18 protein-coding genes are annotated in these 21098 nt (G+C 72.9%); 10 read left to right on the top strand and 8 right to left on the bottom strand.

Going from position 1 to position 21098, the window contains the following annotated elements:
• Positions 1–25: 25 nt before the first annotated feature.
• The 7 genes from OIU81_RS01615 to OIU81_RS01585 all read right to left on the bottom strand — a co-directional run bounded on the left by OIU81_RS01615 (position 26) and on the right by OIU81_RS01585 (position 8135).
• Positions 26–1459 (bottom strand): aminobutyraldehyde dehydrogenase, encoded by a 1434-nt coding sequence (locus OIU81_RS01615; RefSeq protein ID WP_329142328.1) that lies wholly within the window; start codon positions 1457–1459, stop codon positions 26–28.
• Entirely contained in the window at positions 1452–2765 is a 1314-nt protein-coding gene (locus OIU81_RS01610) for a flavin monoamine oxidase family protein (protein WP_329142326.1), read from the bottom strand. The genes OIU81_RS01615 and OIU81_RS01610 overlap by 8 nt, the downstream gene beginning before the upstream one ends.
• Positions 2766–2843: 78 nt before the next feature.
• Positions 2844–3953: an ABC transporter ATP-binding protein gene (locus tag OIU81_RS01605; protein ID WP_329142324.1), complete on the bottom strand. Its 1110-nt coding sequence runs from the start codon at positions 3951–3953 to the stop codon at positions 2844–2846.
• Between the two features lie 5 nt (positions 3954–3958).
• Positions 3959–4804: an ABC transporter permease gene (locus tag OIU81_RS01600; protein WP_329142322.1), complete on the bottom strand. Its 846-nt coding sequence runs from the start codon at positions 4802–4804 to the stop codon at positions 3959–3961.
• Positions 4801–5703: an ABC transporter permease gene (locus OIU81_RS01595; protein WP_329142320.1), complete on the bottom strand. Its 903-nt coding sequence runs from the start codon at positions 5701–5703 to the stop codon at positions 4801–4803. The genes OIU81_RS01600 and OIU81_RS01595 overlap by 4 nt, the downstream gene beginning before the upstream one ends.
• Position 5704: 1 nt before the next feature.
• The gene (locus OIU81_RS01590; RefSeq protein ID WP_329142317.1) at positions 5705–6838 is read right to left on the bottom strand and encodes a polyamine ABC transporter substrate-binding protein; all 1134 of its coding nucleotides are present in this window, start codon (positions 6836–6838) and stop codon (positions 5705–5707) included.
• Positions 6839–6983: 145 nt separating this feature from the next.
• Entirely contained in the window at positions 6984–8135 is a 1152-nt protein-coding gene (locus tag OIU81_RS01585; RefSeq protein ID WP_329142315.1) for an aromatic ring-hydroxylating oxygenase subunit alpha, read from the bottom strand.
• Between the two features lie 340 nt (positions 8136–8475).
• On the opposite strand from OIU81_RS01585, the gene OIU81_RS01580 reads away from it, so the two are divergent.
• The 8 genes from OIU81_RS01580 to OIU81_RS01545 all read left to right on the top strand — a co-directional run bounded on the left by OIU81_RS01580 (position 8476) and on the right by OIU81_RS01545 (position 16595).
• On the top strand, positions 8476–8886 hold the full coding sequence (locus OIU81_RS01580) for a hypothetical protein (RefSeq protein WP_329142313.1): 411 nt from the start codon (positions 8476–8478) through the stop codon (positions 8884–8886).
• Positions 8883–10163, top strand: coding sequence for an NADH-ubiquinone oxidoreductase-F iron-sulfur binding region domain-containing protein (locus OIU81_RS01575; RefSeq protein ID WP_329142311.1), 1281 nt, complete (start codon positions 8883–8885; stop codon positions 10161–10163). Before OIU81_RS01580 ends, OIU81_RS01575 begins: the two co-directional genes overlap by 4 nt.
• Positions 10164–10176: 13 nt before the next feature.
• Positions 10177–10368, top strand: a complete 192-nt coding sequence (locus OIU81_RS01570; RefSeq protein WP_329142309.1) for a ferredoxin — start codon at positions 10177–10179, stop codon at positions 10366–10368.
• A 2-nt stretch (positions 10369–10370) separates the two neighbouring features.
• Positions 10371–12458: an acetate--CoA ligase family protein gene (locus OIU81_RS01565; protein ID WP_329142307.1), complete on the top strand. Its 2088-nt coding sequence runs from the start codon at positions 10371–10373 to the stop codon at positions 12456–12458.
• A gap of 33 nt (positions 12459–12491) precedes the next feature.
• Complete coding sequence (locus tag OIU81_RS01560) at positions 12492–13664, top strand: acyl-CoA dehydrogenase family protein (protein ID WP_329142305.1); 1173 nt, start codon at positions 12492–12494, stop codon at positions 13662–13664.
• Between the two features lie 47 nt (positions 13665–13711).
• Positions 13712–14884, top strand: coding sequence for an acyl-CoA dehydrogenase family protein (locus tag OIU81_RS01555; RefSeq protein WP_329142303.1), 1173 nt, complete (start codon positions 13712–13714; stop codon positions 14882–14884).
• Positions 14885–14999: 115 nt separating this feature from the next.
• Positions 15000–15881: a 3-hydroxybutyryl-CoA dehydrogenase gene (locus OIU81_RS01550; protein WP_329142301.1), complete on the top strand. Its 882-nt coding sequence runs from the start codon at positions 15000–15002 to the stop codon at positions 15879–15881.
• Positions 15882–15920: 39 nt separating this feature from the next.
• Positions 15921–16595, top strand: a complete 675-nt coding sequence (locus OIU81_RS01545) for a TetR/AcrR family transcriptional regulator (protein ID WP_329142299.1) — start codon at positions 15921–15923, stop codon at positions 16593–16595.
• A 61-nt stretch (positions 16596–16656) separates the two neighbouring features.
• Here OIU81_RS01545 and OIU81_RS01540 read toward each other — a convergent pair whose 3' ends face one another.
• Complete coding sequence (locus OIU81_RS01540; protein ID WP_329142296.1) at positions 16657–17646, bottom strand: D-cysteine desulfhydrase family protein; 990 nt, start codon at positions 17644–17646, stop codon at positions 16657–16659.
• Between the two features lie 214 nt (positions 17647–17860).
• Here OIU81_RS01540 and OIU81_RS01535 point away from each other — a divergent pair, with 214 nt between their 5' ends.
• Together OIU81_RS01535 and OIU81_RS01530 are read left to right on the top strand one after the other, a co-directional pair.
• Positions 17861–18412 carry a MarR family winged helix-turn-helix transcriptional regulator gene (locus OIU81_RS01535; RefSeq protein WP_329142294.1) on the top strand — a complete coding sequence of 184 codons (552 nt, stop codon included), beginning with the start codon at positions 17861–17863 and terminating at the stop codon, positions 18410–18412.
• The gene (locus OIU81_RS01530; RefSeq protein ID WP_329142292.1) at positions 18409–21027 is read left to right on the top strand and encodes an MFS transporter; all 2619 of its coding nucleotides are present in this window, start codon (positions 18409–18411) and stop codon (positions 21025–21027) included. The genes OIU81_RS01535 and OIU81_RS01530 overlap by 4 nt, the downstream gene beginning before the upstream one ends.
• Positions 21028–21098: the final 71 nt, after the last annotated feature.

Genomic DNA, 21098 nt, shown 5'->3' with positions numbered 1-21098 from the left:
CGGGGCGCGGGGCGCGGCCGCCGTCTCACAGCATGACGTGCTTGACCTGGGTGTAGTCCAGCAGGCCCGCCAGGGACAGATCGCTGCCGTAGCCGGAGTGCTTGACCCCGCCGTGCGGCATCTCCGAGACGGTGGTGCCATGGGTGTTCACCCAGACGATCCCGGTGTGCAGCGCCCGGGTGGCCCGCATGGCCCGCCCGTGGTCGCCGGTCCACACGCTCGCCGCCAGACCGAACCGGACCCCGTTCGCCAGCCGCAGGGCCTCGTCCTCGTCGGTGAAGGGCTGCACGGTGACGACCGGGCCGAAGATCTCCTCCTGCACGATCTTGTCGCCCTGCCGCACCCCGGCGACCACCGTGGGCTCGTGGAACCAGCCCGCCCGCCCGGCCGCGGCTCCTCCCGTCACCACCTCCGCATGCGCCGGGAGACGGCTCAACAAGCCCTGTACAGAGGCAAGTTGAGTCGCGCTGTTGAGCGGTCCGTAGTCCGCCGGCGCCTCGTCGGGCGGCCCGGTGCGCAGCGTGCGCGCCTGGGCGGCGAACGCGGCGACGAAGGCGTCATACCGCCGCCGGTGCACCAGCAGCCGGGTGGCAGCGGTGCAGTCCTGGCCGGCGTTGTAGTAGGCCACGGCCGCCAGTTCGGCCGCGGTGGCCTCGAGGTCCACATCGTCATGGACGACGACCGGGGCGTTCCCGCCCAGTTCCAGATGCACCCGCTTGAGGTCCGCGGCGGCGGTGGCAGCGATCTCCCGCCCCGCCCGGACGCTGCCGGTGACCGCGATCAGACGGGGCACGGGGTGCGCGGTCAGCGACCGGCCGGTGTCGCGGTCACCGCAGACCACATTGAGCACCCCGGACGGCAGCTGCTCCGCCGCGATCCGGGCGAGCAGCGCGGCCGACGAAGGGGTGGTGTCGGCGGGCTTGAGGACACAGGTGTTGCCTGCCGCGAGGGCCGGGGCGATCTTCCACGCGGCCATCATCAGCGGGTAGTTCCAGGGGGTGATCTGGGCGCAGACCCCGACCGGTTCGCGCCGCAGCACCGAGGTGCGGCCCTCGGTGTACTCGGCGGCGGCCGCCCCCGGGAGATTGCGCGCCGCCCCCGCGAAGAAGCGGAACGTGTCGGTGACCGCGGGCAGTTCCTCGGACCGGAACCGCCCGGGCGGCTTGCCGGTGTCCCCGACCTCGGCGGCCACCAGGGCGTCGGCGTGGGCCTCGATCGCCTCGGCGATCCCCAGCAGGGCCCGCTGCCGCTGCGCGGGGGTGGTCAGGGACCAGCCGTCGAGGGCGGCCTGTGCCGCCGTGCAGGCCGCGTCGGTGTCGGACGGCCCGGAGCGGGGCGCGCTGCCGTGCACCGCGCCGGTGGCGGGGTTGACGAGCGCCATCGAGGCGCCGGAGGCCGACGGCCGGTCGGCCCCGGCGATGTGGTTGAGGACGGGGGAGGGGGCGGCCGGCTCAGCCATGGCGCAGCACCTCCCGCGCCGCCGCGCGCCCGGTGCGCACTGCGCCTTCCATGTAGCCGGCCACCCACTGGTCCGATCCGCAGATGTAGAAGGGCGGTTCATGGGTGCCGTGCAGCGGGCCGACCGCCATCACGTCGCCGGGGCTCCAGTGCGTGACATAGCCCTGGGTCCACGGGTCGGTGCCCCACATGCGCAGATACGACGTGAACGGCTGGAGCGCCTCCGGGCCGTAGAGACGGGCCACGTCGGACAGCAGCTCCTGGTCACGGACCGCGGCGGGCATCCCCAGCAGGACGCCGTAGCGCTCCGGAGGGATCAGTGCGGACAGGATGCCCTCGCTCTGCGGCCAGGTGCTGCCGAGCACGCCCTCGCATTCGGAGAGGCCGTTGAGGTCCAGGCTGCGCCAGAAGGGCTTGTCGTAGGCCGCCGCGAACTTCGCGGCGACGGCCTGGCGCTGACGGTGCAGCGAGGCGAGGCGGGCATCGGAGACCCCGGTGACGGCCACCGAGCGGAGCGGGCCCACCGGCAGCGCGCTGACCAGTGCGTCCGCGGCCAGGGTCTCCCCGCCGGCCAGCCGCACCCGGCAGCCGCCCGGGCGCACCGCGGCCTCTGTGACCGGTGCCGAGAGGCGGATGCGATGGCCGAGTTCCGCCGCCATCCGCAGCGCCACGGTCGCCGAGCCCTCGGCCACCCGCAGCCCTTCCCAGTCCTCGTAGGCGTAGGGGTCGTCACCGGGGACGGCGGCGTGCTTGCGCAGCGCGGCGAGCAGGGAGGTGCGCTCGCAGGAGCCGCTGGCCAGGGCCAGTTGACCGATCTCCCAGAGCCGTACGACGGCCGGGCTCGCCCCCTCGCCGCGCAGCCAGGCACCGACCGACAACCGGTCGAGGGCCGCGGCGTGCGGAAGGGACCACGGGTCCTCGGGGTCGACGGTCCGTGCCAGCGCCACGAACGCCTCGGTGACCTGCTCGTGACAGGTCTGGTCGCCGGGGCCGAACCAGTGCGGCGGGTCGCCGGCTGAGACCCCTTCCGCGGTGGCCCGCGCCATCCGGCCGGGCTCGGCGACATAGCTGGGCACGAGGGTCAGTCCGAGCTCCGCGGCCAGCGCGAGATAGGCGGTGTGTGCCCGGCCGACCACCTCTCCGCCGAGCTGGACCAGCCGGCCGTCGGGCAGCACGGCCTGTTCGACGCGTCCGCCGACCCGGTCACGGGCCTCCAGGACGAGCACATCGGCGCCGGCCGCGCTCAGGTCCCGTGCCGCGGCGAGTCCGGCGAGGCCGGCGCCGAGCACGATGACGTCGTGGTTCATCAGGGGGCGTTCCTTTGCTGTCGGTGGGGCGGCTGAGGGCGGCCGGCCCGGTCCGGCGGACCGGCCCGGGCCGGGCGGCTACTCGAGGACCAGACAGTGTTCGGGCCGCCAGCCGATCTCCACGCTCTCGCCGCCGCACCAGCGGTCCTCCATGCGGGAGCGGTCGGTGTTCTGTTCCAGCACGGACACCGTGACGTCGGGGGCGAGTTCGATCAGATAGGTGGTGGTGGGGCCGGAGTAGACGGTCTCGCGGACCACTCCCCGTACCAGGGCCATGCCGGGTTCGAAGTCGGAGAGCCAGATCTTCTCCGGCCGGACCGACAGACTGACGGCGCTGCCGTCGGCGACGTCGCTGCGCGGGCCGACCGGCAGCGTGGGGCCGCAGTCGAGGACCACCTGCCCGTCGCGGTAGGTGCCGGGGACGAGGTTGGACGTCCCCATGAAGGACGCCACGAAGCGGCTCGCGGGGTGTTCGTAGACGTCCTCCGGCGTGCCGCACTGCTCCACCCGGCCCTCGTTCATCACCGCCACCCGGTCCGACATGGTCAGCGCCTCGTCCTGGTCATGGGTGACGAAGACGAAGGTGATGCCGACCTCGCGCTGGATCTGCTTGAGTTCGACCTGCATCCGTCGCCGCAGCTTGAGGTCGAGCGCGGCCAGCGGCTCGTCCAGCAGCAGCACCTGGGGTCGGTTGACCAGGGCGCGGGCCAGGGCCACCCGCTGCCGCTGCCCGCCGGAGAGCGTGCCGGGCTTGCGGTCGCCGAGTTCGCCGAGCTGCACCCGCTCCAGCATGGCCGCCACCCGGGTGCGGATCTCGGCCCGGCCGACGCCCTTGCGCTTGAGGCCGAAGGCCACGTTGTCGGCCACCGAGAGATGGTCGAAGAGGGCGTAACTCTGGAAGACCGTATTGACGTTGCGCTTGTCCGGCGGGAGCGCGGTGACGTCCTCGCCGCTCAGCAGGACGGTGCCGGCGGTGGGGTCGGTGAAGCCGCCGATCATCCGCAGCGAGGTGGTCTTGCCGCAGCCGGACGGGCCCAGCAGGGAGAAGAACTCACCGGGGGCGATGTCCAGGCAGAGGTCGTCGACCGCGGAGGAGTTGCCGTAGGTCTTGCTGATCGAGTCGAGCCGGACGGCGGGCGGGGCGCCGGCCTCGGCCGACCCGGCTCGGGGGGTGTCGAGGGAGGGCATGGGTGTCACTTCCCGGAGAGCAGATCGAGGCCACCGCGGCGGCCGAACAGCCGTGGAATGGCCAGGGCGAGCGCGATGAGGCCGATGGAGCCGACCAGCATCAGGGTGCCGACGGCGTTGATGGTGGGCTGCACCCCGAACCGGATGGCGGAGTAGATCCGTACCGACAGCGGCTGCGGGTCCACGCCGGTGGTGAAGTACGCCAGCACGAAGTCGTCGAAGACCAGGGCGAAGACCAGCACCGCCGAGGCCAGGATGCTGGGCAGCAGGGCGGGCAGCGTCACCAGCCGCAGGGCCTGCCAGCGGGTGGCGCCCAGATCCATCGCGGCCTCCTCGACCTCCGGGTTGAGGGCGGCGATGCGCGAGCGCAGGATCACCGTCACATAGGAGATGGAGAAGGTGATCTCCGCGAGCATGACCGTGCCGGAGGACAGGGTGATGTCCATGCCCTTGAAGAGCAGCATCGCGGCGACACCGGTGACGATCTCCGGGGTGATCAGCGGGACCAGCATGATCAGGCCGGCCAGCGAACCCAGCCGGGTGCGGCAGCGCACCAGCCCCAGGGCCAGCGCCACCCCGAGGAGCACCGAACCGGCCATCGCCACCAGGGAGATCCGCAGACTCATGCCGAGCGACTCGATCAGCACGTTGTCGTGGAAGAAGGCGGTGTACCAGCGCAGGCTCAGGCCCTTGAAGACGGTCAGCGACTTCTGGGCGTTGAAGGAGAAGAGGACGACCACCCCGATGGGGAGGTAGAGCAGCAGGAAGAAGACGGCGGTGACCGCGAGGGCGAGCCGGGGGCGGCGGTCGGTGCCGCGGCGGCGCCGGCGGTGCAGGGGGCGAAGTGTCATCGGGCGGCCTCCGCCTCGTCCTTGCGGGTGCGCCGCAGATGGCCGAGCATCCCGAGGAACAGCACCGCCATCATCAGCATGGTGAGGGCGGATCCCAGCGGCCAGTTCTGGCCCTGGAAGAACTTGTCCTGGATCAGGTTGCCGATCATGATCTGATCCGGTCCGCCCATCAGCTGGGCACTCACGAAGTCCCCCATGGCGGGCAGGAAGACCAGGACGGCGCCCGCGGCCGCGCCCTGCCGGGTGGCCGGGAGGGTGACGAAGAAGAAGGTCCGCAACGGCCCGCCGTACAGGTCGCGGCCGGCCTCGATCAGGGAGAGGTCCATCCGTTCCAGCGCCGCGTACAGCGGGATGATCATGAAGACGATGAAGCCGTAGACGAGCCCGGCGATCACGCCGACGCCGCTCTGCAGGATCCTGGTGTGCCCGTCCGCCAGCCCGACGGCGCGCAGCGCCTTCAGCACCGGGCCGTCGTCGGACAGCACCACCGACCAGCCGTACATCCGCACCAGGTAGTTGGCGAAGAACGGCACGACGATCGCGGCGATCAGCAGATGCTTGAACCGGCCGCCGTGCAGCGCGATGGCGTAGGCGACCGGGTAGGCCACGATGAGGCAGACGGCGCAGGCGATCAGGGCGAACACCAGCGACCGCAGCAGCACGATCCGGTAGGCGGGGTCGGCCATCGCCGCGATGTTGTCGAAGCTGAGGCCGAACCGCGGGTTGCCGAGCGGGTCGGTGGTGCCCAGCGCCAGGGTGGCCACCAGGATCAGGGAGGCGATCAGGAACCCGGTCATCCACAGGGTGCCGGGGAGCATCAGCCAGGTCCACAGCCGGGTGCCGGACGCGGAGCGGCCGCGCGGGGCCCGGGGTGGCCCGGAGGGGGTGCGTAGTGCCATGTCAGCCGGCTTTCACGTGGGTCCAGGCGGTATCGCGGGCCTGCTCGCCCTTGGGTGAGGCATTGCGGAAGAAGAGGTCGGCCTTGAGGTCGTCGGGGGAGACCAGGCACTGCGGGAACGGCCGCACGAGCGCGGCGTAGACGTCCTCGCTGCCGTGGACCGGCATGGGGTAGCCGATGTACTGGACGTTCTTGCGTACGTTCGCCGGCCGGAGCATGTAGTCGATGAAGAGCATCGCCGTGCCGGGGTGGCGGGCGTTGGCGGGGATGGCGTAACAGTCCGAGTTGATCGGTGCGCCCTCGCGCGCCACTTCGAAGCCGAGCACGGAGGGGTCCTTGGCCTGCCCGAGCATCGCGGCCATGTCGCCGCTCCAGGCCTGGGTCATCGTGGCGTTGCCGTTGAGCAGGTTGTTGTAGCTGTCGCTGGAGAAGCCGCGCAGCCGGGGGCGCAGGCTCTGCAGCGTGTCGGTGATCCGGGCGAGGTCGTGCGCATCGGTGGTGCACAGGTCCAGGCCGAGCTTGAGCGCGGCCATCCCGAGCACCTCGTCGCGGTCGTCGAGGACGAAGACCTGGCGCCTGGCCCGGTCGTTCCACAGGTCGTCCCAGGAGCCGGCCAGGTCGTCGCCGATCCGGTCCTTCCGCCAGCCGATGCCCGTCTTGTACATGGTGAAGGGGACGGTGTGCGCCGAACGGCGGTCGTACCAGGGGTCGGCGAAGTACCGGTAGTGGCCGAACACCGCCTCGTGGTGCTTCAGCCGGGAGTGGTCGATGCGGCGCAGCCGGCTTCCCTGGGCGAGGCGCTGGGCCCATTTCGCGGTGGGGAAGATGATGTCGTAGCGGTTGCCGGCGTTGAGCTTGGCGGCCATGCCCTCCATCGAGTCGAAGTTGGACTGGATGACCTTGACGCCGTATTCCTTCTCGAATCCGTCGAAGACGGCCGGGTCGACGAAATCCGCCCAGTTGAAATACACCAGGTCACCGTCGACCTTGACGTCGATGGGCCGGTCCGGGTCGCCGAAGGCGTTGCGGTCCTCGGGCAGAAATCCGCACCCGGCCAGGCCCAGGCCGAGGCCCGCGGCGAGGCCCGAACGCAGCACCGCACGGCGGGAGGGGGGTGGGGTTTCCTCGGGGGACATGGGGTCCTCTCCGTAGGGGTGGAGCGCTGTTCCAGGGCAGGGTCACGAGGACACGGAGGCCCTGTCCTCCGTGCGGGACCAACAGCCGTGGCACGGGGCGGCGCGCCGAGGGGGACGGCTGGTACAGCTGCCTCATCCGCAGGGGTCAGCGCATCGCGCCCCCGAGGTCGTTCCGTATCCGGTCGGCGAACCAGCCGACCGCGGCCTCCCGGCGGGACAGCGGGCCCGGCTCGAAGCCCGGTGTGCCGAGGCCCTTTTGCACCCGGGCCACCAGTGCGACGTCTTCGTCATTGGTGATCCAGCCGATGTGGATGTTGAGCCGCCGGGCGAGCCGGGTGCGGGCACTCGTCCCGCGGCGGGTGTAGAAGGCGCCGGGGACGGCGACCCGGTCGACCGCCGTCGGTATGGCGGTCCAGGCAAGCACATGGTCGGGGTAGAAGTCGATGAGTGTGTTGGGGTAGATCACCGCGTACCGCCAGACCCGCCGGTCCGTCTCCCGCAGCCCGGGCATGGGGGCGGCGAGACGCTGGTAGAGCCGCTCGGCCCAGTTCGAGGACGGTTTGTCCCGCAGCGGCGAGGCGAAGAGCGCGTAGGACCCGGCGGTCTCGCACGTGTAGCCCTGGTAGTCGAGCAGGCGCATCAGACCGGGGTGGGCGACCGGGACGTGATACCCCTCCAGGTAGTTGTCGACGGCGACCTTCCAGTTGGCCGGCTGCACCTCGGCGCCGGCCAGATCGTGGATGCGGCCGCGGCCCACCGGCACCAGGTCGGCGCCCGCGTAGTGGCCGACGGCCTCGGCCAGTCCGGCGCACTGTTCCGCCAGCGGCACCGCGTCCGGGTCGAGGTTGGCGAAGACGAACCCGAGGAACGACTCGACCCGGACCGGGAAGAGACCGAGCGCCGGCTTGTCCAGACAGGGGATCTGACGGGCCTCGGGGGCGCCGACCAGCCGTCCGTCGAGCTTGTAGGTCCAGCCGTGATACGGGCACCGGATGGCCTTGCCGGACGGTTCGGGCGCGGAGACCAGGCGGGTGCCGCGGTGCCGGCAGACATTGAGATGTCCGGCGAGGGTGCCGTCCCCGGTGCGCACGACCAGCACCTCACGGTCGGCGACGGTGGCGGCGAGCCGCGCGCCGGGGCCGGGGAGATCGGATTCATGGCACACGAGCTGCCAGGACCTGGCGAAGATGTGCTGCGTCTCGGCGGCGACCAGAGCCGGGTCGGTGTAGTAACGGGCGGACAGGGCCTGCCCGGGGGTGCCCTGTCCGGGGACCGTCGTGGTGGCTTCGGGGCGCATCGGGTCACTCCTCCATGCCGCACGGGTGAGGGGTCGAGGCGGTGGCGGGCGAGGTGAACGGCCCGTACCGGCGTGCCGGAATCCCGTGCTGACTAATTGGTCAGTCAGATTGCTGGCGTGTGTCGGCGAAGTCAAGACTTGTGTCCTGACTAATTGATTAGTTAGTCTAGTGGCGGCGCCGCTCCGGTGCTCCGCCGCACGGATCCCGGACGCGAGCGACCCCCCACACCCCGATCCGCCGGCCGGGCGCCGCAACGGCACCGCGCCACGGCAGCGCCGTACCCGGCCGCCCCGGCCGTGGGCACGGCGCCGGCACCCCACCCTCTCCCCGGAGGCACGCATGAGCGGTCGTCGGAGCCTGGTCTGGCTCGGGCTCACCCCCGAACCGGAGCGCGAGCTGCCCGCCACCGTCGCGGCCCTGCGCACCGGCGCGGGGGAGGTGACCCACACGTCCGCCGAAGCGGCCACGGCCGAGCGGCACCGCGTCGAGCGGCTGATCCTGCACGGCACCGAGCAGCGCTGGCTCCGCTATCTCGCCGAGGTGACCGGCCTGGTGACGGCCGTCGCCGGCGGCGCCCGGCCCGGTGACCGGCGGGCCGCACTCCGCGCGGCCGAGGTCGTGCTCGACCACCACCGCATGCTGATCGGCCTGCCCGGAAGGGGCTACGGCCGGACGGCCGCGGACCGCAGAGCCCTGGAAAGCGCGGTGCGCACCCTGCGCACCGCCCCATCGGACGGAGACCGAGAATGACCCGGATCGACTCCCTGACACCCCGGGAGACCCCCGGAGTGCTCGGCGCCGCGCCGGGCGTCACCGAGGACGCCGCGGCGTACGAGGCCACCGGCGGCTACCGCGCGAGGACCGGAGCGGCCGAGCTGCTCGCCCGCGTCGAGGCCGCCGGGCTACGCGGCCGCGGCGGCGCCGGCTACCCCACCGCGCGCAAGCTGCGCGCCGTCCGCGACGCCGGGGAGCCCCCCGTCGTCGTGGCCAACGGCGAGGAGGGCGAGCCCGGCTCGGTCAAGGACCGCTGGCTGCTGCGGGCCCGGCCGCACCTGGTCCTGGACGGACTGCTGCGGGCCGCCGAGATCACCGGTGCCCGGCGCGGCTATGTGTACCTCTCCGACGCCACGGCGGGCGAACGGGTGCGCCGCGCGCTCGCCGAGCGGCCGCCGCTGCTGCCGGTGGAGGTCGTCGAGACGGCCCACACCTACGTCGCCGGGGAGGAGTCCGCGGTGGTCCGGCGGATCAACGGCGGCCCCGCCCTCCCCACCGCCAAACCGCCCCGCCCTTACGAGGAGGGCGTCGACGGTGCCCCCACCCTCGTCGCCAACGTCGAGACCCTGGCCCGGATCGCGCTCATCGCCGCCCGGCCGGACGGGCGCCATCACACCGCGCGCAGCACCCTGGTGACGCTCGCCGGCGCCGGCGCCGGCACCGACTCCCTGCTCGCCGAGGTGTCCTACGGCCGCACCCTGCGCACCCTCGCCCGGGCCCAGGGCACCCCCGAGCCGGCCGGCGTCCTCATGGGCGGGCTGTTCGGCGGGCTGATCGGACCGCACTTCCTCGACCTCGCACTGGACCCCGACACCCTCACCACCGCGGGCACGGCCCTGGGCTGCGGGGCGATCCGCTTCCTCGGGCCCGACGAGTGCCCGGTGTCCCTCGCCTCCGCCGCCCTCGCCCACCTCGCCGCCGAGAGCGCACGGCAGTGCGGCATCTGCGTCACCGGCACCGGCTCGATCCGCGACGAGGTCGGCTCCCTGACCACCGGCACGGCCGCCCCCGGCCTGGTCTCACGGCTGCACCGCCGGGTCACCGCACTGCCCGGCCGCGGCGCCTGCGGACTGCTGGACGCCGCGGCGGGCACCGCCCGCAGCCTCCTGCAGGTCTTCCCCCACCTCGTCCGCTCCCACCTCGACGCCCCCTGCCCCGCCTGCGCGGCGCCCGCCGCCGCGCTGACCGTGGCCGTCCCGGCCGTCGCCGTCCGCACCGTGCCCCGCCCGCGCTCCGCCCCCTGCCCCCGCTGAAAGGACGCCCCCCGTGAAACTCCGCCTCGACCCCACCCGCTGCCAGGGCTACGGCCTGTGCCAGGAACCCGCGCCGGACCTCGTCGACCTCGACGAGTTCGGCTACGCCTCCGTCGTCGCCGACCCCGCACCGGGCACCTCCGAGGACGCCGCCCGGGCCGCCGCCGAAGCCTGCCCCAACTCCGCGCTCCGCCTGGAGAGGTGACCATGGGACGTGATCTGTCGACCCTGTTCGACCCGAAGTCGGTCGCAGTGGTCGGTGCCAGCAACGACCCGGCCAAGTACGGCCACGCGGTCGCCGCCCAGGCACTACGGGCCCCCGACCGCCGCCCCGTCCACCTCGTCAACCGACGGGGCGGCACGGTCCTGGGGCGCACCGCGGCCACCTCCCTCGCCGAGATCGGCGAACCCGTCGAACTGGTCGTGATCTCCGTACCGGGCAACGGCTTCGAGACCGCCGTCGACGACGCGCTGGCCTGCGGCGCCCGCGCCATCGTCGGCATCACCGCCGGCTTCGCCGAGACCGGTCCGCCGGGACTCGCCCGCCAACAGGCCCTGGCCGCAAAGGTCCGCGCCGCCGGCGCCGTCCTCGTCGGCCCCAACTGCCTCGGCATCGCCGACAACACCACCCAGCTGTACCTCGCCTCGGACCGCTTCGCGTCCGGCGGGATCGCCCTGCTCAGCCAGAGCGGCAACCTCGCCCTCGAACTCCAGCTCCGCTGCGCCCCGCACGGCCTGGGCTTCTCCCGCTTCGTCTCGCTGGGCAACCAGGCCGACGTCACCCTCGTCGACCTCGTCGAGGACGCCGCCCGGCACGACGCCACCCGGGCCATCGCCGTCTACGCGGAGGACTTCGGCGACGGCCGCGCCTTCGCCGAGGCGGCCGCCACGGCCGGCAAACCGGTGGTCCTGCTCACGGCCGGGCGCGGCACCGCCTCCGCGCGCAGCGCCCAGTCGCACACCGGCGCCCTGACCACCTCGGCCGATGTCGTGGCCGCCGCCTGCCGCGACGCGGGCGTCGAACTGGTCGCCACCCCGCATGAGATGACCGTCGTGCTCGCCGCGCTGAACGGCACGCCGCGCGCCGGCCGCGGCCGCACCGCGGTCTGCACGGACGGCGGCGGCCACGGAGCCATCGCCGCCGACGCCGCCGAATCCGCCGGACTCACCGTCCCCGAACTCGGTGCCGCCGCCCAGGAGAAGCTCACCACCCTGCTGTGGGAACAGTCCGCGGTACGCAACCCCGTCGACCTGGCCGGCATGGGGGAGCAGAACCCCCACTCCTACGGTGACACCGTCGGCGCCCTGCTCGCCCTGGACGAGGTCGACGCCGTCCTGTTGACCGGGTACTTCGGCGGTTACTCCGCGGCGACCGGCGGCCTGGGCGGACCGCTCGCCGAGAGCGGCACCGCCGGCGGCGGCAGCGCGCTCGCCGCCGGCGAGCTGGAGACGGCACACCAGATGGCCGGCCACGCCGCGCGGCACGCCAAACCCCTGGTGGTCCAGTCGATGTTCCCCGACGCACCCAGCTGCCGGACGCTGGCCGAGGCGGGCATACCGGTGTTCGCCGCCACCGAGGACGCGGCCCGGGCGCTGGCGGCCATGTCCGTGCCCGAGGCGGCCGGCCCGCGGGGCGTGCACCCGCTGCCGCCGGCCGCGCCCCCGCTGCGCGACACCGGCTACCACGGCCTGCGCACGCTGCTGACCGCCGCCGGAGTGCCGTTCCCCGAGGCCCGTGAGATCACCGACGAGGCCGGACTGCTGGCCGCCGCCGCGGAGTTCCCCGGGCCGTACGTCCTCAAGGCGCTGCACCTCCTGCACAAGTCCGACGCCGGCGGGGTCGCCCTGAAACTGCCCGACCGGGACGCGCTGGTCGCCGCCCACCGCGAGATGCACGCCCGGCTCGGCGCCGCCTCCTACTCCGTCGAGGCGATGGCCGATCTGACGGACGGCGTCGAACTGATCGTGGGGGTCAACCGTGACCCCCGGTTCGGGCCGGTCGCCATGGTCGGGCTGGGCGGCGTGCTCACCGAGGCGCTGCACGACGTCGCGTTCGCCCTGGCACCCGTTCCCGCGGACCGCGCCGCACAGCTGCTGGCGGGGCTGCGGACCGCCGCGCTCCTCAAGGGCGTACGCGGCCGCCCCGCGGTCGACGTGGCCGCCGCGGCAGCCGTCATCGAGCGCATCACCACGCTCGCCGCCGCCCACCCCGAGATCGCGGAGATCGAGATCAATCCGCTGCTCGTCCGCCCGGACGGGGCCCTCGCCCTCGATGCCCGCGCCGTACCGGCCTGACGCCCCGCTCCGCCCGCCGTCCCGGAGGACACCATGGACTTCCGCTACACCCCCCGACAGGCCGACCTCAAGGCCCGCGCCGCCGCGTACACCGCGCTGCTGTACCCGTACGAGGACCAGGCCGAGGAGGCCGGCGGGCCGCTGCCGGCCGACACCGTCCGCGAGCTGACCCGGGCCGCCATCGACGCCGGTGTCTACGCCCTGAACATGCCCGAGAAGTGGGGCGGCCCCGGCCTGTCCCTGCTCGACCAGGTCATCGTCGAGGAGGAATTCGGCAAGGTCACCAACTGCCTGTGGGACATCCCCTGGCGGCCCGCCAACGTGCTGGTGTACGGGACCGAGGCCCAGCGGGAGAAGTATCTGCTCCCGGTCATCCGCGGCGAGCGCTTCGACGCCTTCGCGGTGACCGAACCGGGCGCCGGCTCGGATCCCTCCTCGGGCACCAGCACCGCCACCCGTACCGACGGCGGTTGGCTGCTGAACGGCGAGAAGTGGTTCGTGACCTGTGGGGACATCGCCGACTTCCTGCTGGTGCAGGCCGACGCCGGACCGGAGCGGGCGGCCACGCTCTTCTTCGTCGACAAGCAGGCACCGGGCGTGCGGATGACCCGGGTCCCGCGGTTCATGCACTCCGCCGTCAACGGGCACCCCGAATTCACCTTCACCGATGTCTTCGTGCCCGACGACGACGTCCTCGGCGGTGTCGGCAACGGCTACGAGCTGACCAAGGAATGGTTCACCGACGAAAGGCTGATGATCGCCGCCCGCACGACCGGGGCCGCGGAGCGGGCCCTGCAACTCGCCCGGGACTGGGCGGTGCAGCGCCGCCAGTTCGGCTCGCCGATCGCCGACTTCCAGCTGGTGCAGGGGATGCTGGCGGACTGCGCGGTCGACATCGCGGTCAACCGGGCCTACACCCACCAGGTCGCCTGGGAGGCGGACCGGCCCGACACCGACCGCAAGACCCTGCACGCCAAGGCCTCGACGGCCAAGCTCGCGGCGAGTGAGGCGGCCGGGCGGGTCATCGACCGCTGTGTGCAGATCTTCGGCGGGCGGGGCTATGACCGCTCCTACCCGGTCGAGCGGCTCTACCGCGAACTGCGGGTGGACCGCATCTGGGAGGGCACCTCCGAGATCCAGCGCCTCATCATCGCCAACGAGCTCATCAAGCGCGGCACCCGCGCCCTCGACCTGCCCCTGCCCTGACCCGCGGCCACCACCGACCCGGCTCCCACCGACCCTCGAGGACCGACATGGACTTCCGTCTCACCCCCCGACAGGCCGACCTCAAGCGCACCGCGCGCGAGCTCACCGAGACCCTCACCGCGTACGAGACCGACTGCGAGGAGAACAACGGACTGACGGCAAAGGACCACGCCGCCATCCGCGACGCCGTCCTCGCCAGTGGCCTGCAGGCCGTCAACATGCCCCGGGAGTGGGGCGGCGCCGGCCTGACCATCCTGGAACAGGCCATCGTCCAGGAGGAGTTGGGGCAGCTCACCGGCGCCCTGTGGGACACCGTGTGGCGCCCCGCCAACGCCCTGCGCTTCTGCACCCCCGCCCAGCGCGAGCGCTACCTCGAACCGGTCATCCGCGGCGAGCGCCGCGACTGCTACGCGGTGACCGAACCCGAGGCCGGCTCCGACCCGCAGAACCTGGCGACCACCGCCACCCGGACCGACGACGGCTGGGCACTGAACGGCGAGAAGTGGTTCGTGACCGTCGGCGACCACGCCGACTTCATGATCGTCCTGGCCGCGGCGGGCGAGGACCGGGCGCCGACGCTGTTCCTCGTCGACAAGGACACCCCGGGCATCGAGATGACCCGGGTGCCGCGCTTCATGCACACCTTCGTCTACGAGCACCCCGAGTTCACCTTCACCGACGTGCGGGTCCCCGAGGACGCCGTCCTCGGCGGCATCGGCCGGGGCTACGACATCACCCGGTCCTGGTTCACGGAGGAACGGCTGATGATCGGGGCCCGCACCACGGGCGCCGCCGAGCGGGCCCTGCGGCTGGCGCGGGACTGGGCGGTGGAGCGCCGGCAGTTCGGCTCGCCGATCGCCGACTTCCAGCTGGTGCAGGGGATGCTGGCGGACTGCGCGGTCGACATCGCGGTCAACCGGGCCTACACCCACCAGGTCGCCTGGGAGGTGGACGAGGGCACCGCCGACCGCAAGACCCTGCACGCGAAGGCGGCCATCGCCAAGCTCGCGGCGAGTGAGGCGGCCGGGCGGGTCATCGACCGCTGTGTGCAGATCTTCGGCGGCCGGGGCTACGACCGCTCCTACCCGGTCGAGCGGCTCTACCGCGAACTGCGGGTGGACCGCATCTGGGAGGGCACCTCCGAGATCCAGCGCCTGATCATCGCCGGCGAACTGGTCAAGCGGGGCACGGGAGTGCTGCAGATACCCGCCGGCACCTGACCCCGCCCTCCGGTGTGCCCCGGCCCCGCCGGCCGGGGCACACCGCCCCTCCGCACCGCTCCACCAGGCGTGGTCACCGCGCCGTGCCACCCCGTACGCCGACCGAGGAGGACCGATGTCCGCACCCGCCGTCGAAGAAGCCGCCGTCGCACGCGTCGGGGTCGTGGGCTGCGGCCTGATGGGTTCGGGAATAGCCGAGGTGTGCGCCCGGGCCGGCCGGGACGTGACCGTCGTGGAGACCGGTGCCGCCGCCGCGGACGCCGGGCTCCGCCGGATCGCCGCCTCCCTCGGACGGGCCGCGGCGGCCGGGAAACTCTCCGGCGAGGACCGGGACGCCGCGCTCGCCCGGATCACCGTCACCGCGGACCTGGCCGCACTCGCCGACCGCGATCTGGTCGTCGAGGCCGTAGCCGAGGACGAGGCCGCGAAGCTCGACGTCTTCGCGCGGCTGGACCACGTGGTGCGCCGGCCGGACGCGATCCTGGCCACCAACACCTCCTCGCTTCCCGTCATCCGGCTCGCCGCCGCCACCGCCCGCCCCCAGCAGGTCATCGGCCTGCACTTCTTCAACCCGGTGCCAGTGCTGCCGCTGGTCGAGCTGGTGTCCTCGCTGCTCACCGGCGAGGACACCACCCGAAGGACGCGGGCCTTCGCCGCCGGGGTCCTGGGCAAGGAGGTCGTGCACGCCGCGGACCGTGCCGGGTTCATCGTCAACGCCCTGCTCATCCCCTATCTGCTGGACGCGGTACGGATGGCCGAGTCCGGCACGGCCTCGGCGGCCGACATCGACCGGGGGATGCGGCTCGGCTGCGCCCATCCGCTGGGCCCGCTCGCCCTGGCCGATCTGATCGGCCTCGACACCACCCGGGCCATCGCCGAGTCGCTGTACGAGGAGTTCCGTGAGCCGCGCTACGCACCGCCGCCGCTGCTGGCCCGGATGGTCGAGGCGGGCCTGCTGGGCCGGAAGTCGGGCCGCGGCTTCCACCACTACCCGTGAGCACCGGCCACCGACGAGCGGGGGAGACGATGCGGGAAGATGGAACGGGACGGGCCCGCCGCGCCCGCCGACAACAGCGACACCGACCCGGGGAGCACTCACGTGGCCAAGGCTGAACGCACTCTCGAAACGCGGGAACGGATCCTTGCCGCCGCGTGCGAAGTGATCGCCGAGGTCGGCTTCGAAAAGATCCGTATGCGGATGGTCGCGGAACACGCCGGGGTGTCGACGGCCCTGCTCCACTACCACTTCGAGAACCGCGAGCGGCTGTTCGCCGAGGCGATGACCCATTCCTTCGGACAGACCGGCACCGAACTCGAACGGGACGCCGACACCGTGCCGGCCTCGGTGGTCCTGGCCCGCATTCTGCACAACATGCTGCCCACGGACCCGGAGCTGCGGCAGGACTGGCGGCTGTGGCAGGAGCTGTGGGTCCGGGCCCTGCGCGACGAGACCGCCCAGCAGCTCGCCGTCGATCTCTACGACCAGCTGCACACCTGGCTCGCCCAGGCCATCCGGCGGGGCATCGAGGCGGGCGAATTCCGCGACTGCGACGTCGATGCGACCAGCACGCTGCTGCTCGCGCTGAGCGACGGCTTCGGCATCCGGCTGATGCTGGGCGACCCCAGGATCGACCTCCCCGCCGCCCAGGCCGCCATCTGGCGGGCCGTCTCGGGGACACTCGGCGTCCCCGAGACCTTCCCCGCGATCTGATCCGGCCGGGCCCGCGGCGGGCGGGGCGCCGCGGTACGGCGCCGTACGGGGCCCGCCGCCGCTACGGCGACAGGACCGTGAGCGTCTCCTGCGACCGGGCGACGGCGGCACAGTGGCCGAACAGACCGGGCAGCCCGCCGGAGTGCAGCAGTACGGTGCGCCGCCCGGCCGCCACCGAGCCGTCCCGCACCGCCGCCCGCAGCCCGGCCAGTGCCCGCCCGGTGTAGACGGGGTCCAGTGCGAGGCCCTCCGTACGGCCCGCCAGAGTCAGCGCGTCCATCGACTCCTCGGTCAACGTGCTGTAGCCGGCGCCGACTTGGTCGCGCCGCAGCCGCAGCGCCTCCGGGGCGTGGACGGTGCCGGACAGCCCGGAGACCAGCCCGGTCACGGTGCCCGCCGGATCGTCCACCGCGCCGCAGTCGACCCCCAGCACCCTGCCGGGGCCGAGGGTGTCCACCAGGCCGGCCATCATGCCGCCGGAGCCGAGCGCGACGACGACGGTGTCCAGATCCGGTGCCTGGCCGAGCAGTTCGCGCCCGCACTCGGCGTAGCCGTACGCACCCAGCGGGCTGGAACCCCCCAGGGGAATCACGGAGGGGACGGCGCCCCGCTGCCGGAGCCCTTCCGCCACCCGCTCCGCCGCGGCCGCGAGCTCCGCGCCCCGCACCTTCCCGGCCCACACGACGGTGGCCCCGAAGAGACCGTCGAGGACGAGGTTGCCGGAGGCTGACGAGCCGGGTGAGCCGGCCAGCACCAGCACCACGTCGAGTCCGAGCCGGGCCCCGGCCGCCGCGGTCAGCCGGGCGTGGTTGCTCTGCGCGGCGCCGGTCGTCACCAGTGTCGTGGCGCCCTCGGCGAGCGCCGCACCGCACAGCCACTCCAGCTTGCGCACCTTGTTCCCGCCGCCGCCGAGACCGGTGAGGTCGTCCCGCTTGACCCAGAGGTCCTCCGCGCCGAGCCCCAGCGCGCGGGCCAGCCGCGGCGCCGGTTCCAGCGGGGTCGGCCACGTCCCGAGCGCAGCCCGCCGCCGAGCGCCGTTGCCCACACCCATCGTCGGCTTCCTTCCGTCCGCCTGCCCTTACCGGTCCGCGATCAGCGTGCCATGCCCCCGGTGCCGGCGGGGCGGCACGGCCGGAAGAGGGCGGTGCCGGGCTCCTTCCCCGGATGCCGAGGGTGGTGCGACGTGGCCGATTCCAGCCGCTATGCTTGCTGGATACAAGCAATGTATTCAGTGGGCCGACGACACCACCGCGAGGATCACGACGATGAGCAAGGGCACGGTCCATACCTGCGACCGGGCTGCCGCGCAGGTCACCGCCTCATCGAGGCTGGAGGAGGCCGCCGCCGGGCTGGGGACGGAGATCGTCCGTTTCTCCCGGCTGATCGCGGCATGGAAGCAGCGCGCGAAGACCGACGGCGGCGCGGCCGACCGGGTGCTGCTGGCCAGGCTGGTGGTCGGCGGCGACCAGCGGGCGACGGATCTGGCTGCCGATGCCTTCCTCGACCTGTCGACCGTCAGCCGTCAGGTGCGTTCGCTGGTCGAACGGGGCCTGGTCACCCGGCGCCCCGATCCGGAGGACCGCCGCGGCTCGCTGCTGGCCGCGACGGATTCCGGGCGGGCCGCCTTCGCGCAGTACCGCAGACAGCGCGACGCCGAACTCGCCGCGCTCCTTGAACCGTGGTCGCCCCAGGACCGGGCCGATCTGATCCGGCTGCTGGGCCGCCTCAACGAGGACATGGCAGAACGACAACACACACGGCTGGGTCCCGGGGGAGACCAGGGCGCCGCCGTGGAGCAGGGAGACATACGTACATGAGCACAGCCACCTCTCCGCCCGAGGCGTCAGCCGGGGCGATACCCGCCCCAGGCTTCCTGAGTCACCGTCAGATCCTCACCATCCTCAGCGGCTTGATGCTGGGGATGTTCCTGGCCGCCCTCGACCAGACCATCGTCAGCACCTCGATCCGGACCATCGCCGACGATCTGCACGGCCTCAGCCAGCAGGCCTGGGCGACCACCGCCTATCTGATCACCTCGACGATCGCCACCCCGCTGTACGGCAAGCTGTCCGACCTGCACGGCCGCAAGCCCTACTACCTGGCGGCGATCACGATCTTCGTCGGTGGCTCGGTACTGTGCACCTTCTCCACCTCGATGACCGAACTCGCCGCCTTCCGGGCCGTCCAGGGCCTGGGCGCCGGCGGTCTGATGTCGCTGGCGCTGGCGATCCTCGGTGACATCGTCCCGCCCCGGGAACGCGCCCGGTATCAGGGCTACATGCTCGGCACCTTCGCCACCTCCAGCGTGGCCGGGCCGCTGATCGGCGGGGCCCTGGCAGGTCAGGACCAGCTGCTGGGCATCACCGGCTGGCGCTGGGTCTTCCTGGTCAACGTGCCGATCGGCATCATCGCGCTGTTCGTCGTCGCCAAGGTCCTCAACATCCCGCACACCCGGCGCGATCACCGCATCGACTGGTGGGGCGCGGTCACCCTCTCGCTCGGTGTCGTGCCGCTGCTGCTCGTCGCGGAGCAGGGCCGGGAGTGGGGCTGGGACTCGTCCCGGTCGATCGCCTGCTATGCCATCGGCGCGGTCGGCATCATCGCCTGGATCTTCGTCGAGCGGTGGATGGGGGAGGACGCGCTGATCCCGATGCGGCTGTTCCGCAACGGCACCTTCAGCAAGACCAGCGTGATGTCCGTGCTGATCGGTATGGGCATGTTCGGCGGGATGCTGATGATCCCGCAGTACCTCCAGATCGTGAAGGGCGCCAGCCCCACGAAGTCGGGTCTGGAGATGCTGCCGCTGATGGCGGGCATGCTGATCGCCTCGGTCGCGTCCGGCCAGATCACCGGCAAGACCGGCCGCTACAAGATCTTCCCGATCATCGGCACCGCGCTGATGGTCGCGGCGATGCTGCTCTTCCACTTCCGCGTCCAGTGGGACACCCCGCTGTGGCAGACCATGGTCTACATGCTGCTCTTCGGCCTCGGCCTGGGCGGCTGCATGCAGACCCTGGTGCTGTCCGTACAGAACGCGGTGCCACCGCGGGACATGGGCGTGGCGACCTCCTCGGCCACGTTCTTCCGGCAGATGGGCGCCACCGCCGGTACCGCGATCTTCCTGTCGGTGCTGTTCAGCACGGTCGGGGAGAAGATCTCCACGGCGTTCAAGGACGCCGTGCACACCGAACGGTTCCAGGCCGCGCTGCACGACCCCGCGGTGCTGCACGACCCGGCCAACAAGCCCGTGCTGGACATGCTCAAGCACCCCGGCAACGGCAACTCCTCGGGCGTGCTCAGCGACTCGTCGTTCATCCAGCAGCTCGACCCGCGGCTGGCGGAGCCGTTCAAGCGCGGCTTCGCGGACTCGATGCACACCGTGTTCCTGATGGGCGCGATCGTCGTGGCGCTGGCCTTCGTGCTGATGTGGTTCATCAAGGAGATGCCGCTGCGGCAGCTGTCGGGTCTCCAGGCGCGGGCCCAGGCCGACGCGGAGGCCGACGCGGAGGCGCAGCCCGCCGCGGGTACGGCGGACGGCGCCGAGGATGCCGCGACGGCGCTCGACGCCGCCGGCCCGCCCACCGCGGCCGCACCGGCCGTTGTTCCGGCGGACGCCCCCGCACCGGCCCTCACCAAACCGCCCGTGGGCGCGGTGACCGGCGCGACCGGTCCCGCGATCCGGGGCACGGTGCGCGACGGCGACGGCAGGCCGGTGGACCGGGCCGCGGTCACCCTGATCAGTGTCGGCGGCCGGCAGCTCGGCCGTGCCTCGACCGGGGCCGACGGCGGCTACTCCCTGCCCACGACGGGAGCCGGCACCTATGTGCTGATCGGCTCGGCGGGGGCCCGCAGGCCGCAGGCCGCGACCGTCGTCGTGGGCGAGGAGCCGGTGGCGTTCGACCTGACCCTCAGCGGCGCGGCCGGCCTGTCGGGCGAGGTCCGGGAGGACAAGGGCGACGACCCGGTGCCCGGCGCGCTCGTCGTGGCCACCGACGTCCGCGGCGAGGTCGTGGCGTCGGGGGCGGCCGGCCAGGACGGCGGCTTCGCCTTCGCCGAACTGAGCCCGGGCAGCTACACCCTGGCCGTCAGCGCCGAGCACCACCGGCCCTCCGCCCTCCAGGTGGAGGTCGTCTCCGGCGCCCGCAACTGGTACGAGGTCCGGCTGACGCCCGGTGCCCAGGTCCGGGGCACCGTCCGCACGGCACACGGCAGTCCGGTGGACGACGCCCGGGTGACCCTGCTGGACCCGGCGGGCAACGTGGTGGGCACCGCCACCAGCGGCCGGGACGGCGAGTACGTCTTCACCGATCTCGACAGCGGCGACTACACCCTGATCGCCAGCGGCTACCCGCCGGTGGCGACCCCGCTGTCCGTGGGGGCCGCCGGGCACGGCGAGTGCGACATCGAGCTGGGCCACGACCCGGTGACGTGACGGTCGTCGGGTGAGGCGGAGCCGAGGGGCCCGGCGCGACCGGCGCCGGGCCCCTCGGCCGTGACCTGCGC

Source organism: Streptomyces sp. NBC_01454 (assembly GCF_036227565.1).
Classification (GTDB): Bacteria; Actinomycetota; Actinomycetes; order Streptomycetales; family Streptomycetaceae; genus Streptomyces.
The sequence above is the reverse complement of the archived record's forward strand: the minus strand, read 5'-3'. Positions and strand labels throughout refer to the sequence as shown.

Excerpts from the sequence above, each read along its gene's own strand:
- OIU81_RS01530 (WP_329142292.1), top strand. The coding sequence starts at position 18,409 with ATGAGCACAGCCACCTCTCCGCCCGAGGCGTCAGCCGGGGCGATACCC.
- OIU81_RS01585 (WP_329142315.1), bottom strand. The coding sequence starts at position 8,135 with ATGCGCCCCGAAGCCACCACGACGGTCCCCGGACAGGGCACCCCCGGG.
- OIU81_RS01615 (WP_329142328.1), bottom strand. The coding sequence starts at position 1,459 with ATGGCTGAGCCGGCCGCCCCCTCCCCCGTCCTCAACCACATCGCCGGG.
- OIU81_RS01540 (WP_329142296.1), bottom strand. The coding sequence starts at position 17,646 with ATGGGTGTGGGCAACGGCGCTCGGCGGCGGGCTGCGCTCGGGACGTGG.
- OIU81_RS01610 (WP_329142326.1), bottom strand. The coding sequence starts at position 2,765 with ATGAACCACGACGTCATCGTGCTCGGCGCCGGCCTCGCCGGACTCGCC.
- OIU81_RS01580 (WP_329142313.1), top strand. The coding sequence starts at position 8,476 with ATGAGCGGTCGTCGGAGCCTGGTCTGGCTCGGGCTCACCCCCGAACCG.
- OIU81_RS01555 (WP_329142303.1), top strand. The coding sequence starts at position 13,712 with ATGGACTTCCGTCTCACCCCCCGACAGGCCGACCTCAAGCGCACCGCG.
- OIU81_RS01560 (WP_329142305.1), top strand. The coding sequence starts at position 12,492 with ATGGACTTCCGCTACACCCCCCGACAGGCCGACCTCAAGGCCCGCGCC.
- OIU81_RS01545 (WP_329142299.1), top strand. The coding sequence starts at position 15,921 with ATGGAACGGGACGGGCCCGCCGCGCCCGCCGACAACAGCGACACCGAC.
- OIU81_RS01600 (WP_329142322.1), bottom strand. The coding sequence starts at position 4,804 with ATGACACTTCGCCCCCTGCACCGCCGGCGCCGCCGCGGCACCGACCGC.
- OIU81_RS01550 (WP_329142301.1), top strand. The coding sequence starts at position 15,000 with ATGTCCGCACCCGCCGTCGAAGAAGCCGCCGTCGCACGCGTCGGGGTC.
- OIU81_RS01565 (WP_329142307.1), top strand. The coding sequence starts at position 10,371 with ATGGGACGTGATCTGTCGACCCTGTTCGACCCGAAGTCGGTCGCAGTG.
- OIU81_RS01575 (WP_329142311.1), top strand. The coding sequence starts at position 8,883 with ATGACCCGGATCGACTCCCTGACACCCCGGGAGACCCCCGGAGTGCTC.
- OIU81_RS01595 (WP_329142320.1), bottom strand. The coding sequence starts at position 5,703 with ATGGCACTACGCACCCCCTCCGGGCCACCCCGGGCCCCGCGCGGCCGC.
- OIU81_RS01535 (WP_329142294.1), top strand. The coding sequence starts at position 17,861 with ATGAGCAAGGGCACGGTCCATACCTGCGACCGGGCTGCCGCGCAGGTC.
- OIU81_RS01605 (WP_329142324.1), bottom strand. The coding sequence starts at position 3,953 with ATGCCCTCCCTCGACACCCCCCGAGCCGGGTCGGCCGAGGCCGGCGCC.
- OIU81_RS01590 (WP_329142317.1), bottom strand. The coding sequence starts at position 6,838 with ATGTCCCCCGAGGAAACCCCACCCCCCTCCCGCCGTGCGGTGCTGCGT.